General features: G+C 73.0%; 11 protein-coding genes. 5 read left to right on the top strand and 6 right to left on the bottom strand.

Translation table 11 applies throughout. The annotated features are described in order from the left end of the window. Positions 1-1,491 carry a serine/threonine protein kinase gene (locus WME85_RS08115; protein ID WP_437836753.1) on the top strand — a complete coding sequence of 497 codons (1,491 nt, stop codon included), beginning with the start codon at positions 1-3 and terminating at the stop codon, positions 1,489-1,491. Between the two features lie 23 nt (positions 1,492-1,514). Here WME85_RS08115 and WME85_RS08110 read toward each other — a convergent pair whose 3' ends face one another. Further along, positions 1,515-1,913, bottom strand: coding sequence for a YkgJ family cysteine cluster protein (locus WME85_RS08110; protein ID WP_437836751.1), 399 nt, complete (start codon positions 1,911-1,913; stop codon positions 1,515-1,517). 68 nt (positions 1,914-1,981) lie between these two features. After that, a complete protein-coding gene (locus WME85_RS08105; protein ID WP_437308541.1) occupies positions 1,982-2,998 on the bottom strand; it encodes a peptidylprolyl isomerase in 1,017 nt (338 codons plus the stop codon). Positions 2,999-3,400: 402 nt separating this feature from the next. Between WME85_RS08105 and WME85_RS08100 the strand changes: the two genes are divergently transcribed. Beyond that, positions 3,401-5,629, top strand: a complete 2,229-nt coding sequence (locus WME85_RS08100) for an NADP-dependent isocitrate dehydrogenase (protein ID WP_437836748.1) — start codon at positions 3,401-3,403, stop codon at positions 5,627-5,629. A gap of 74 nt (positions 5,630-5,703) precedes the next feature. Here WME85_RS08100 and WME85_RS08095 read toward each other — a convergent pair whose 3' ends face one another. Then, positions 5,704-6,468, bottom strand: coding sequence for a ribonuclease HI (locus WME85_RS08095; protein ID WP_437836747.1), 765 nt, complete (start codon positions 6,466-6,468; stop codon positions 5,704-5,706). A gap of 91 nt (positions 6,469-6,559) precedes the next feature. After that, entirely contained in the window at positions 6,560-8,668 is a 2,109-nt protein-coding gene (locus tag WME85_RS08090; RefSeq protein ID WP_437836745.1) for a proprotein convertase P-domain-containing protein, read from the bottom strand. 783 nt (positions 8,669-9,451) lie between these two features. Between WME85_RS08090 and WME85_RS08085 the strand changes: the two genes are divergently transcribed. Continuing rightward, the gene (locus WME85_RS08085; protein WP_437836743.1) at positions 9,452-9,877 is read left to right on the top strand and encodes an STAS/SEC14 domain-containing protein; all 426 of its coding nucleotides are present in this window, start codon (positions 9,452-9,454) and stop codon (positions 9,875-9,877) included. Between the two features lie 85 nt (positions 9,878-9,962). Next, entirely contained in the window at positions 9,963-10,388 is a 426-nt protein-coding gene (locus tag WME85_RS08080; protein ID WP_437836741.1) for an STAS/SEC14 domain-containing protein, read from the top strand. 145 nt (positions 10,389-10,533) lie between these two features. Here the strand turns inward: WME85_RS08080 and WME85_RS08075 are convergent, their stop codons facing one another. Together WME85_RS08075 and WME85_RS08070 are read right to left on the bottom strand one after the other, a co-directional pair. Further along, positions 10,534-10,890: a hypothetical protein gene (locus WME85_RS08075; protein ID WP_437836739.1), complete on the bottom strand. Its 357-nt coding sequence runs from the start codon at positions 10,888-10,890 to the stop codon at positions 10,534-10,536. Positions 10,891-11,793: 903 nt separating this feature from the next. After that, on the bottom strand, positions 11,794-12,228 hold the full coding sequence (locus WME85_RS08070) for a hypothetical protein (RefSeq protein WP_437836737.1): 435 nt from the start codon (positions 12,226-12,228) through the stop codon (positions 11,794-11,796). 344 nt (positions 12,229-12,572) lie between these two features. Here WME85_RS08070 and WME85_RS08065 point away from each other — a divergent pair, with 344 nt between their 5' ends. Next, positions 12,573-13,040 (top strand): hypothetical protein, encoded by a 468-nt coding sequence (locus tag WME85_RS08065; RefSeq protein ID WP_437836735.1) that lies wholly within the window; start codon positions 12,573-12,575, stop codon positions 13,038-13,040. Positions 13,041-13,066: the final 26 nt, after the last annotated feature.

Raw genomic sequence — 13,066 nt, 5'->3', positions numbered from 1 at the left:
GTGGTCGCGGCGGAGAGGCAGCTCGGCCCGTACATCCTGCGCGAGGCCGTCTCGGCGCGGGCGCTCACGGTGACGTACCGGGCCGAGCACGCCGAGCTCGGCCGGGCGGCGCTGGTCAAGACGCTGAAGCCCACGGTGTCGGCCGCGAGCGCGTTCGCGGCCGGCCTCGAGCGCGAGGCGAAGATCCTCGCGCGCATCCGGCACCCCAACATCATCGACATCCACGACTTCCAGCGCGACGAGGACCGGATCTGGCTCGTGCTGGAGCCGCTCTCGGGGCCGACGCTGGCCGAGCTGTGCGCGCGCGCGGGCCGGCTCGACGAGGGCGCCGCCGCGGCCATCGCGCTCGAGATCGCGCGCGGCCTCGGGCACGCGCACGAGCGGGGCGTGGTGCACCGCGAGCTGCGCCCCGAGCGCGTGATCGTCACGCCGTCGGGCGGGGTGAAGATCCTCGAGTTCGCGGCGGCGTTCGACGGCCGGCTGCCGTCGCTGCCCGAGCCGTTCGAGGGGAGCGACACGTTCGCGCGGCCCGACTACATGGCGCCCGAGCAGATCCTCGGGGCAGATACAGGCCCGCAGGCCGACGTGTTCACGCTCGGCGTGGTGCTGTTCGAGATGCTCACCGGCGCGCGCCCCTTCGACGAGCCCAGGGCGGAGGCGGAGGAAGGGAATCGGACGTCGGGCGCGTCGGGCGCGTCGGGCGCGTCGGGCGCGTCAAACGCGTCGAGGGCGTCCCGCGCGCCGCGCGAGCGCGATGAGGACCGGTGGGCCGAGGGCAGGGCCGTCGCGCACCGCATCCGCAGCGCGCCGCCGCAGCCGCTGCGGGGGCTCGTGCCCGACGTGTCGCGCGGGCTCGAGCGGGTCGTGCTCCGGTGCCTCGAGAAGGACCCGGAGCAGCGCTACGAGAACGGCCGCGCGGTCGCGGACGCCCTGGCCGAGGAGCTCTCCGAGCGCGGTCACCCGGCGCCGCGCGCGCTCATCGCGCGGGCGCTCGCGGCGGCGAAGCTCGGCGGGGACGAGCTGCCGCCCGCGCAGCTGCCGTCCGTGCGCCCCGCCGCCGAGCGGCGGAGCGCGCCGTCGCTCGCGCCCGACGTGGGCCGGCTCGCGGGCATCTTCGCGCTGGTCCTCGCGGGCGGCGCGCTCATCGAGCTCGGCCTGCGCCAGAGCGACGCGGCCGCGCCGCCGAGCGCTGAAGCGCGGCAGCCCGCCGCGGACTCCGAGGAGCGCGGCTACCTGAAGGTGCTCGCCAGGCCGTGGGCGGAGGTCGTCATCGACGGGGAGCTCATCGATGTAACGCCGATGGCGCGGCCGATCCCGCTCCAGGCCGGCCGGCACTTCGTCACGTTCCGGCACCCGAACGCGCCCGAGGAGAAGCGCACGATCTCCGTCTCCGCCGGGCAGACGGTCACGCTCGACGTGAGCATGCGGATCGACCGCGCGGTGCTCGACGCGGGCGCGCCGCCGGTGGAGGACAGGGACGCCTCGCCGTGACGGCGAGGCGGGCGGCGCGGCGCTTACGCCGGGCCGCCGCCCTGCCCCGCGCCGCCCCCGCCGCCCGCGCGGCGCCGGAGCGCGTCGAGCGCGATCAGCGGCCGCTCCCGCTTCTCGTGCAGCTCGCCGAGGCACGCGCCGCTGCCGCGCTCGAGGGCGCGGCAGCAGTCGGGCCGCACCTCGTAGATCGAGCAGAGGAACCGGCCGAGCTCCGCGTCGAGCGTGAGCGCGGCGCAGCGGCCGTCCTCGATGCGCATGTAGCAGCGGTTGCCGATGAAGTGCGTGAGCCCCCGCGCGCGGTCATCCATGCGATCGTGGTCGCACCCGAAGACCCGGACGTACTCGGGCAGGCCCGAGAAGCAGCAGGTGCCGCACGCGGTGCACTCGGGGACGACCGCGTCGCCGTCGACGCCCGCGCTCATCCCACGCCTCGCACGCCTCGCACGCCTCGCACCCTCCGCGCTCCCCCCACCCCCCGCGCCCCCGCGCGTCAGAGCCGGACCTCGACGTGCGTCCCGCGCTTCAGCTCGTCCAGCCACTTCACCTTCGCCTTCTGCAGGATCTCGGCCTGAAGCCGCTGCAGGATCTCCGGGCGAGCGGCCTCGAGCGTGGTGAAGCGGGACGGCTGGCGGCTCAGGAGCTTCATCACCACGAACGCATCGCCCGCGCGCATCGGCCCGGTCACGCCGCCGGGCTCGATCGTCATGAGCGCGGCCTCGAGCTCCGGGGCCATCACCTCGCGCTGGCCGGTCGCGGCGGCCTGCGTCCCCTGGGGCGCGCGGACCCCGAGGTCGCCGCCCTCCTCGCGGGTCGCCGTGTCGTCCGAGAACTGCCGCGCGAGCGCCGCGAAATCCTCGCCCCGCCGCGCGCGATCCGCGATCGCCGCGGCCAGCGCGCGGCGCTCCTCGACCGCCTCGGCGCTCGAGCCGGGCAGGACGCGCAGGACGATCCACGCCGGGTGGTACTCCCGCCGCCGGCGCTCCTCGCGCACGAGCCGATCGAAGGCGGACTGCACGTCCTGCTCGGTGAGGCGCACGCGGCCCTTCACGCGCAGCTGCAGCATCTTGCCCTCGAGGATCTGCCGGCGGATCTCGTCGCGGTACTCCTGCTCGGTGAGCCCGGAGCTCGTCCGCGCCAGCCGGAACAGCTCCTCGATCGTCGTCTGCTCCGCGGCGGCGATGTTCCGGAAGGCGTTCTCGATCTCCTCGGAGGTCACGCGGACATTGGCCTTCTCGGCCGCCAGGCTCTCGAGCTCCTCGTCCACCATCTTCTGGATGAGCTCGCGCAGGACCTGCGACTCGGCCGCGGCCTGCTGCGCGCCCGGCGGGACGCGCGCCTGGATCTGCAGGAGGAAGGGCCGGGCCCGCTGCCGCAGGTCCGAGAGCAGGATGGCGCGATCGCCGACGACCGCGACGATGCGCTCGCTCACGACCGCGCGGGCGAGCGGGGCCGCGAGGCAGGCGGCGGCGAAGACCCCGGCGAGGGCGAGGCGGAGCGGTGCGCGCATCGGGCGCCTCTACCACTGGACCCCGGCCGGTTCCACGCGTTTCCAGACCGGCGCGGCCCGGCATGGAGCGGCGCGCCTCCCTCGCGGCGCGCCGCGCGTCCCCCGCGGTCCAGCCTGTTGCCGCAGCGATCCCGGCGCGGTAAGCGGCCGCGACGACGACCTGCCCCGAGCCCACGCAAGGACGAGCGAGACGACCGATCTCCATGTCGCAGGCCGGCGCGCTGGTCGCGCCGGACAACCCCGTCGTCCCCATCATCGAGGGAGACGGGGCCGGACCGGACATCGGGCGCGCGAGCCAGCCCGTCTTCGACGCGCGGTCGAGGAGGCGTACGGTGCGACGGGCCCTTGGCGCCGGACGAAACCTTCCCGACAATCCCGGCCCTTTCAACCCTCGAGGAACCAGTGGAAACGCAAAATTCTACCATCATCTACACGAAGACAGACGAGGCGCCGGCCCTGGCCACGTACTCGCTCCTCCCGATCGTCGAGGCGTTCACGAAAGCCGCCGGGGTCCGGGTCGAGACGCGCGACATCTCGCTGGCGGGCCGCATCCTCGCCAACTTCCCGGAGCGCCTGACGGACAACCAGAAGCTCGGCGACCACCTGGCAGAGCTCGGCGAGCTGGCCAAGACGCCGAACGCCAACATCATCAAGCTGCCCAACATCAGCGCCTCGATCCCGCAGCTCGTGGCCGCCATCAAGGAGCTGCAGCAGCAGGGCTACGCCGTGCCGGACTATCCCTCCGAGCCGAAGACGGACGAGGAGAAGGCGATCAAGGCACGTTACGCCAAGGTGCTCGGCAGCGCCGTGAACCCCGTCCTGCGCGAGGGCAACAGCGATCGCCGCGCCTCGCCCGCCGTCAAGGAGTACGCCAGGAAGCACCCGCACTCGATGGGCGCGTGGAGCCGTGACTCGAAGAGCCACGTCGCGCACATGTCCGGCGGCGACTTCTACGGCAGCGAGAAGTCGGTCGTGGTCGACAAGGCGCAGGAGCTGAAGATCGAGCTCGTCGCCGGCGGCAAGACGACCGTGCTCAAGCCGAGCGTCAAGGTGCAGGCGGGCGAGGTCGTCGACGCCAGCGTGATGAGCGCCAGGGCCCTGCGCGCGTTCTACGCCGAGCAGGTGGCGGACGCGAAGAAGCAGGGTGTGCTGTTCTCCCTGCACCTCAAGGCCACGATGATGAAGGTCAGCGACCCGATCCTCTTCGGGCACGCCGTCAGCGTGTTTTATGCCGAGGCGCTCGACAAGCACGCGGCCGCGCTGGCCAAGGTCGGCTTCGACCCGAACAACGGAATCGGCGACCTGTACACCAAGATCCAGAGCTTGCCGGCAGACGAGAAGGCGAAGATCGAGGCGGACATCAAGGCCCTCTACGAGCAACGCCCGACGCTCGCCATGGTCGATTCAGACCGCGGCATCACCAACCTGCACGTGCCCTCGGACGTGATCATCGACGCCTCGATGCCGGCGGCCATCCGCTCCAGCGGCAAGATGTACGGCACCGACGGCAAGCTCTACGACACCAAGTTCACGATCCCCGACCGCTCCTACGCCGGCATCTACCAGGCCACGGTCGAGTTCCACAAGCAGCACGGGGCGTTCGACCCGCGCACGATGGGCAGCTCGCCGAACGTGGGGCTCATGGCGCAGGCCGCGGAGGAGTACGGCTCACACGACAAGACCTTCAAGATCGCCGAGAGCGGCACGGTGCGCGTCGTCGACGCCTCCGGCAACGCCCTGCTGGAGCAGGAGGTCGAAGCTGGCGACATCTTCCGCGCTTGCCAGACGAAGGACATCGCGATCAAGGATTGGGTCAAGCTGGCCGTCACCCGCGCGCGCGCCACGGGCGCCCCGGCGGTGTTCTGGCTCGACGAGAACCGCGCCCACGACAGGAACCTGATCGCCAAGGTCAAGGCCTACCTGCCCGAGCACGACACCCAGGGCCTGGAGCTCCCGATCAAGAGCCCGGTCGAGGCGATGAAGTTCACGCTCGCCCGCATGAAGGAGGGCAAGGACACCATCAGCGTCACCGGCAACGTGCTGCGCGACTACCTGACGGACCTGTTCCCGATCCTGGAGCTGGGCACCAGCGCCAAGATGCTCTCCATCGTGCCGCTCCTGGCCGGCGGTGGCCTCTACGAGACGGGCGCCGGCGGCTCGGCGCCGAAGCACGTCCAGCAGCTGCAGAAAGAGAACTACCTGCGCTGGGACTCGCTCGGTGAGTTCCTGGCGCTGCAGGTCTCGATCGAGGACCTCGCCAACAAGACCGACAACGCCAAGGCCAAGGTGCTCGCCAAGGCGCTGGACACGGCGATCGGCCTGTTCCTCGAGAACAACAAGAGCCCGGCGCGCAAGGTCGGCGAGATCGACAACCGCGGCAGCCACTTCTACCTCGCGCTCTACTGGGCGCAGTCCCTCGCCAAGCAGACCGAGGACAAGGAGCTGGCGGCCAGGTTCGGCAAGCTCGCCAAGACGCTGACGGACAACGAGTCCAAGATCGACGGCGAGCTGATCGGCGCGCAGGGTAAGCCCGTCGATCTCGGCGGCTACTACCACTTCGACGATCAGAAGACGTTCGCCGCGCTGCGGCCCAGCGCCACGCTGAACGCGGCCATCGACGGCTTCTCCTGAGCCGCGCGGGGCCCCCGCCGAGCGCGCGCGTGCACACGGGCGGCGCGCTCGGCGGCCACGGCCGCCTCGCTGGCTCAGCTGGAGCCGGGGTACACCGTCCGCCGGGACGCGCGCTCGCGGACGGCCTCGCGCGCGAGCGCGTCGGCGCGCTCGTTGAGCAGCACGCCCGCGTGCCCCGGCACATACACGAGGCGCGCGCGCGGGCGCGACGCGAGCACGCCGCGGAGCGACGCGATGAGCTCGGCGTTCGCCTTCGCCTTCCACCCCTTCTGGAGCACGCCGATCGAATACTGGCTGTCCGTGTGGATGACGATGGGCCGCTCCGGCTCTTCCACCTCCTCGAGCGACCGGAGGATGGCTGTCAGCTCCGCGATGTTGTTGGTCGCGGTGCCGAGGTACTCGCTGCGCTCGATCCGCCGGCCGCCGTCGATGACCACCACGCCGAGCCCGGCGGGCCCCGGGTTGCCCGAGCAGGCGCCGTCGGCGTAGACGATGACGGCCCCTTCCGGGACCGGCGCCGCGGCGGTCGCCCCCCGCGCCGACGCCTTGCGCTGCGCGCGCGCTGGGCCGGACGCCGCCGGAGCACCCGCGCCCCCCGCCCCCTCCGGCTGCTCGCCGGCGCGCGTCTTGACGACCGCCTCGGCGGGGCCGCAGGTGTCGTCGGGCAACACCTTCGGGTCGACGATGGTCAGGTTGTCCGGGCGCGCCTTGTACCGCCGGCCGTCGTGCGGCTTGTAGCGGATCTCGACGCCGCCCCCCTCCTCCGGGGCCAGGGCGCCGGCGGCGTCCGCGCGGGCGTAGACGGTTTGACCTCGAAGCGATGCGCGAACCCAGGGCACGCGCGCACCCTGGCACGGATCGAGGGACGCCGGTACGGGAGACCAGGCCAGGCGAGCGCGGCTGCGCTCGCCGGACGGGCGCGGCGCGCGCTCAAGGGGCGATGCAGAGGGCGAGGGACCACGCGTCGAGCGTGCCGGAGTCGGAGCCGGCGTCGTCCCCGACCCGGAGCGTCCACGTGCCGTTCGCCGGCCCGGACAGGAGCGCCGCGAACGACGCCTCCGGGCGGTAGCACCCGCGGAACGGCGCCATCGCCGCCGTGACCGGGGCCGCGCAGCCCATATCGAAGATCGTCCCGCGGTAGTTGTCGCCGGAGCCCCCGTTGTCGCTCGAGACATCGACCGTCGCGCCCGCCGGAGACGTGAGCGAGACGTCGATGTCCCCGTCGAACGGGTGCGTGATGTCGAGCTCCAGCGACACGCGCCGGATCACGCCGACCGACGGGATCGCGAGCACGCTCGTGGCGGTTGAGCGGTCGGCGACGTTCCTGGGCACGTCCGCGGACGACTGCACCCACAGCACCTGCCCGGGCGGGCATTCGCCCACGACATCCTCGCAGCCCAGCGCGCAGTCCGGGTCGTCGCAGTCCGTCTCGCCGTCGAGGTCGTCGTCGTCCGCGTCGCCGCAGTCGCGCTCCTTGGTGTAGGTGCACACGCTGGGCGTGCCCCGGCAGGTGTAGCCCGCCTCCACGGCGCACGTCGCGCTGCAGCCGTCGCCGCCCGACGCGTTCGCGTCGTCGCAGCCCTCGACGCCGGCGCGAACGAACCCGTCGCCGCACCGCGCGGCGCGGCAGGTGATGGGGCAGCCGTCGGCGCTGTCGGTGTCGCCGTCGTCGCACTCCTCGCCGGCCCGGACCACGCCGTCGCCGCAGCCTTCGATGAGGCACGCGGGGCTGCACCCGTCGCCGGCGCTCCGGTTTCCGTCGTCGCACGCCTCGACGCCGGTGCGCACGAACCCGTCCCCGCACGCCGCCCGCGCGCAGCTGGCCGGGCACGCGTCGGTGTCGCTGGCGTTGCCGTCGTCGCACGCCTCCACGCCGGCCTGCACGAACCCGTCGCCGCACGCGGCCGCCGCGCACGTCGCGAGGCACGCGTCGGTGTTGCTGGCGTTGCCGTCGTCGCACGCCTCGCTGGCGGCGTTGACGACGCCGTCGCCGCACGCCGGCGCGGCGCACTCCCCCGCGGCGCTGCACACGCCGCTCAGGCAGTCGCGCCCGGCCGCGCAGCGCATGCCGGCGGCGCACCCGGCGCACGCCGGGCCGCCGCAGTCGACGTCCGTCTCCGCGCCGTTCCGGGCGACGTCGGTGCACGAAGGGAGGCACGTCGTCCCCGAGCACCGGCCGCCCAGGCAGTCGTCGTCCACGGCGCACGACTTGCCGGTGGCGCACGGCGGGCACGCCGGGCCGCCGCAGTCGCGGTCCGTCTCGGCCCCGTTCCTCGCGCCGTCGCTGCACGAGGACGCCGCGCACAGTCCGTCCCTGCAGATGCCGCTCTGGCAGTCGGCGGCGGCGAGGCAGGCGGCCAGGTCCGCGCACGGCACGCAGGCGGGGCCCCCGCAGTCCGCGTCGGTCTCGTCGCCGTTCGCCACGCCGTCGCCGCAACCGGGCGCCACGCACCGGTTCGCGACACAGACGTTGCTCAGGCAATCGCCCGCCGCGAGGCACTCGACGCAGGCGCCATTTCCGTCGCAGTAGCGACCTCCGGCCGCGCCGGGGCCGCCGCACACCGTGGCGGCCGGCGCCGGCCGGTTCTCCGGCGCGCCGGCGACGCAGACGTCCGCCGAGCACGGGTCTCCGTCGGAGAAGGCGTCTTGCTCGTCATCGAGCTCGATCACGGCGCCTTGCCCATCGCAAACGCTCTTCTTGCAGTCGCCCGCGACCTGCTCGGCCACAGGCTTGCCCCGCGGCGCCGGGTCGAGGCCGCACCGGCCGCCCTCGCAGGTGCGGCGCTGGCACTCGCCGTCGACGCCGGGGCAGTCCGCGGGGGCGCCGCAGGGCGCTCCGCCGCCGCCGCTGCCACCTGCACCGCCCCCGGCGTCCCCGCCCCCGCCTCCGCCGACGACGGCCCCGCCGCCGCTGGCCTCCGGGCCCGGCGAGCTCCCTCCGCCGTCGCAGCCGGACGCGGTCACGGCGGCGGCGATGACGAGCGACGACAGGCCCCTCGTGAACGGAGCGCTTCTGAAGAGGTCCGCTGGCACTGACACCTCGATCTCCTCCGCGTCTCGCGGGAACGGCGATATCCGATCATGGCCCGCTCCGGGCCTGACGGACACGCGCGCGGTCGATCATCAGCGCACTAGACTGATATGGAATCGAGAGGACGCCAGCTGCCAGGCGACTCAGGAGAGGCCTTATCGCCAGCGGCGCCCCGGACGGCGCTTCTCGCCGCCATGAGGCGTCTGTCCTCGTCGGGGTAGAGAGAGCTTTTGGCCTTGTTGTCGCCCGCCTTGGGAATCCATCCACGTGGCAACGGATTGTTGGCGATGATACGCGCAGGATAGGTCGCGAGCGCAAGTACTCGGTGAGCCGGACATCCCGGAGAGCGTTTCCCTCGCACGCGGCAGCCTGCTCCAGCAGCGGCACGCCGAGCACGATCTGGCCGGCGGCGAGCAGTCGTCCCGCAAGCTCGGACAGCACCTGCAGCCGCGCGTTGGCTTCTTGCTCCGTGCGGCACGTCGGCAGGGTGAACGTGGGTCGACCGGCCTCCCGTCGACGACGGCGGGTGCGGCTGCCGCGTCGGGGCGCCGGCGGCCGCGGCCGCGAGCTCCGCCGCGTCCTTCGGCTGCGCGCTGGGCGCCTCGCTGCTCGCGCTGGCCGCGCGCCGGCGCCGGCGCCGGCGCTGCGCGGGGGCTCACGCGCCGGGCGACGCGCTCGGCGGCAGCGCGCGGAGCGGCGCTCGGTGAGGCGTGTCACCCGGCGAGCGCTCTCCCGCGCCGGCCCCACGAGCGCTCGTCGTGCCGTGAGCCCGATGCGCTAGCCTGCTGGAGATGAGCGAACCCCGTTCCGATGACGCATGCCCTTTCCTCCGCGAGGACGCCGACGGCATTCTTTGTTTCGCCATCGAGGGCGATATCTCGGACGAGATCGCGCGCTCTCTCTGCGCCGTGTTCCGGCGCGTGTGGGAGAGCGGTCGCGAGGTCTTCGTGCTCGCCGACGCCCGCCGCGTCGGGACCCTGACGGCGGCGGCGCGCAGCGCGCTGGCGGAAGAGCTGCGCGGCGTGCGCTTCGGCGGGATCGCGAGCTTCGGGGCGAGCTTCTCCGTGCGCGTCGTGACGACGCTCGCCTCGAGGAGCGTGCAATTCTTCACGGGCGAGGTCTATCCGCTGGCGTTCTTCGACACGGAGGACGAGGCGCGCGCGTGGCTGCTCGCCCACCGAGACGCGCTCCGGGCCACGCAGCGGCAGGGCGCATGACGCCCGCCGCCCGCCGAGGCGCGCGCCATCGGCGCAGCGCCGGCGCGCAGGACGCGCGTCGCGGGGATGGGCTACCATGCCTGGCATGAGCGATCCCCGTCCGGCGGGCGCGCGCTTCGAGCTCCGCGAGGAGCCCGATGGCCTCCTGGTCATCGCGACCGACGGTGATGTCCTGGAGGACAACGCACGCGCGCTCGTGGACGCCTTCCAGCGCCTGACGGACAGCGGCCGCGAGGTGCTGGTGCTCGCCGACGCGCGTCGCTGCGGGGCGGTCACGCCGGCGGCGCGCAAGGTGTACCTGGACGGGGTGCGCACGGCGCGCCTCGACGGGATCGCGGTCTTCGGAGCGGGCTTCCCTATCCGCGTCATGGCGACGCTCATCGTGAGGAGCATCAACCTCCTCACGAAGCGGTTCCCCTTGCTCGTGTTCTTCGAGACGGAAGCCGAAGCGCGCTCGTGGCTCCTCAAGCAGCGGGGAGCGCTCCGGGCCGGGCGGCGGATCCAGGCGTGACGTCGCCCTCCGCGGCGCGCCTGCGGGGACGGATGTGCACCTTCTTCGTCACACTCTCCTCAAAATTCCGGAGGATCCAACGGATCGCGACGGTTCGCCCCCGCGGAAGAGTCCCGCCAGAGAAAACCGGTGCATCGCTGCTCATTCAGCAGGGGAACGTGAGGCATTGCCACAAGGCGGTTCCCGTCTCCGGATTCAGCGCGCACGTGCAGCGCACGGAGGTGCAGCCGGGCGCCCTGGGGCACTCGATGCCGACGTGCTCCGGACACGCCGTGCCGTCCAGCAGGAGCAGCTCCCCGCTGTCCGTGGGGCACACGAAGGGCTGACACGCGACCGGCGTCGTGCAGGACCACGCGCCGCCCTGGCAATGACAGACCGGCCCGCAGTCCGAATACCCGCCGCAGGTCATACCCTCCGTGTCGCAGCACGCGCCGTCCGGCGGCGGCACCGTGGGCCCGCGGAGATCGAGCGGCTGGAACGTCACGGCGTCGAGGCAACCCACGGCGCTGCCACTGCACGTACATGTGGCGTTGGGCGCCGCACACTGAGCCGTCGTCGCGCACCTATCGCCGGAATCGCTCCATGGCGTACACACGCCGCCCGCGCTGCCGGAACCACCCGCCGCGCCCGCGCCGCCCGACCCGCCGGCGCCGCTGGAGCTGGCCGTCATGCCCGCGCCGCTGGAATCGCCCGCCGCGCCCTCGTCGTCGGAGCCGCCCGCCGCGCCCTCGCCGTCGGAGCCGCCCGCCGCGCCAGCGCCGCTGGAGGCGCCTCGTGTCGTTTCACCGCTGAGATTCGAGGATCCGCAGGCCGCTGAAACACTCAACGCAAGGAGGAGGAGCCAGGAGCGCATGCTCCTACCATAGCAAGCGGAGCGTTCCTCTCCGAAGGCAACGTGCGTTGCTACCCGGACGACCCACGATTGCGTCATCAGGGCGCGCTTACTTTCCCAACAGCGCTGCCGTCTCATGCCGTCTTATCCGCGATCGATTCTGGAGGCGACCCTCACGCCCAAGGGGAAGAAGCCCGAGGCGCAGAGGGACGAGCCAGCCCAGCCCACGCCGCTCTGAGGTCGTTCGCCGCTGCGTCCGAGCAGCCCGCTGGCGCTACTGGGTGACCCGCGGCGGCGCCTGGTGCACTCCCCCGGCGGCGGTGCCATCGATTGAATCTCAGCCCCTCGTGCGTCACTCCCTCGCGAGGCGTCCGCCGGCACCCCGCGAGGCACCCGCCGGTACCTCGCGAGGCACCCGCCGATACCTCGCGGGGCTTCCGCCGGCACCTCGCGGAGCGTCCGCGGAGGAGTGGTGGTACCCCGCGAGGGATCCACGACGCAACAAGCTCGCCGCTGGGCGCTGCTCCTTCTCGCCATCCGCCTGCCGGCACAACCGGCGGCGACGCAGTCTCGTCAGTACTCGACGTCCTGCTTGAAGATGATCTCCGAGGAAGGCGACTCGGGATTGGTGTTCTTCTCGAGGGTGACGACGAGCTCGAACCGGGTGAGCGGCACGCTCGCGTCCTTGAGCTTGCCGGTGCGGTCCTCGGCGTCGTAGTTGAGGGCGCCGACCCGCTGCCAGGGCGAGTCGCTGTCCGGGCGCGCCCACACGACGAAGGCGGAGCTGGACGCCTCGAGGCGGTCCGGCGGCGGGAGGTTCTTCGCGTTGATGTCGAGGCGGGTCATGGCGGCGTCGAAGTTGACGTCGGCCACGACCACGGCGTCGGCGCCCGGCGCCTTCCCGATGCCCTGCGGCGTGTAGCGCAGCGGGCCGCCGCAGCCCGCCATCATCGCGCACGCGAACGCCACGACAGCGAGCCGCAGCACCTTCGATTCATGTCCTCTCATCTCGGTAGATCCTCCTTCGTCCCTCTGCTGCGGGCGAAGACGCCTCGCGGAGCCGCCAGCACCGGCCGGCGACCGAAACAGTCGCGACATCATAGCCGCTCGCCGCGCCGACGGCGCTCGCCGATGCGGGGCGACGACCGGGCGCGCCGGCCGCCACGCCTGCCGCCGGGCGCGCCGGCCGCCACGCCTGCCGGCCTCGATGGCAGGCGCGGCGCGCTCCGCGCCCGGTCGCCGCGGCCGCGCGGCCCCGGCCGCACGGTCCGGCCTCGGGGATCGGCGGACGGCGCGGGGCCGAACGATCGCATGGCGAAGCGCCGTCCATCGACTAAAGTCTCGAAATCGAGATGGATTTGGCACACACAAGGCTCGGAGCGCGAGGCGACCGCTGGTCGACGTCGCGGGGGGTCCTGGATGTCCGCACGCCCGCGTCCGACGTCGTCACGCGGCGCTTCGAGGGGTACGCGACGCTCGACCTCATCGAGCCGGCGGTCAGGCACCTGGAGACCCTCATCGACTCGGGCCTGCACCCCATCGTGTTCAACGATCTCGAGCTCGGCACCGGCTACGACAGCGACGTCCGCGCCAAGCTGACGGCGTGGCACCTGCGGAACCCCGGCAAGCTGAAGGAGGTCCATATCCTCGTCCGGCCCGGGCTCATCGCCATGGGCGTCACCGTCGCCAACCTCGCGACGGGCGGCAAGTTCGTCGTGTACACGGATCGCTCGACCTACGAGTGGGCGCTCGCGGGCGTCCTGACGGCGAGGATCACGGCGGGGCCCGTCTCGTCGGTGCGCGCGCCGTCGCCGCGCTGACGCGCGCTCTCGCCAGCGCGCATCCG

Origin of the sequence: Sorangium sp. So ce1153 (genome assembly GCF_051521595.1) — a bacterium.
Classification (GTDB): Bacteria; Myxococcota_A; Polyangia; order Polyangiales; family Polyangiaceae; genus Sorangium.
The sequence above is the reverse complement of the archived record's forward strand: the minus strand, read 5'-3'. Positions and strand labels throughout refer to the sequence as shown.

Bases quoted from the DNA above. Each gene is read 5' to 3' on its own strand.
- WME85_RS08065 (WP_437836735.1), top strand. From the start codon at position 12,573: ATGGATTTGGCACACACAAGGCTCGGAGCGCGAGGCGACCGCTGGTCG.
- WME85_RS08070 (WP_437836737.1), bottom strand. From the start codon at position 12,228: ATGAGAGGACATGAATCGAAGGTGCTGCGGCTCGCTGTCGTGGCGTTC.
- WME85_RS08105 (WP_437308541.1), bottom strand. From the start codon at position 2,998: ATGCGCGCACCGCTCCGCCTCGCCCTCGCCGGGGTCTTCGCCGCCGCC.
- WME85_RS08085 (WP_437836743.1), top strand. From the start codon at position 9,452: ATGAGCGAACCCCGTTCCGATGACGCATGCCCTTTCCTCCGCGAGGAC.
- WME85_RS08110 (WP_437836751.1), bottom strand. From the start codon at position 1,913: ATGAGCGCGGGCGTCGACGGCGACGCGGTCGTCCCCGAGTGCACCGCG.
- WME85_RS08080 (WP_437836741.1), top strand. From the start codon at position 9,963: ATGAGCGATCCCCGTCCGGCGGGCGCGCGCTTCGAGCTCCGCGAGGAG.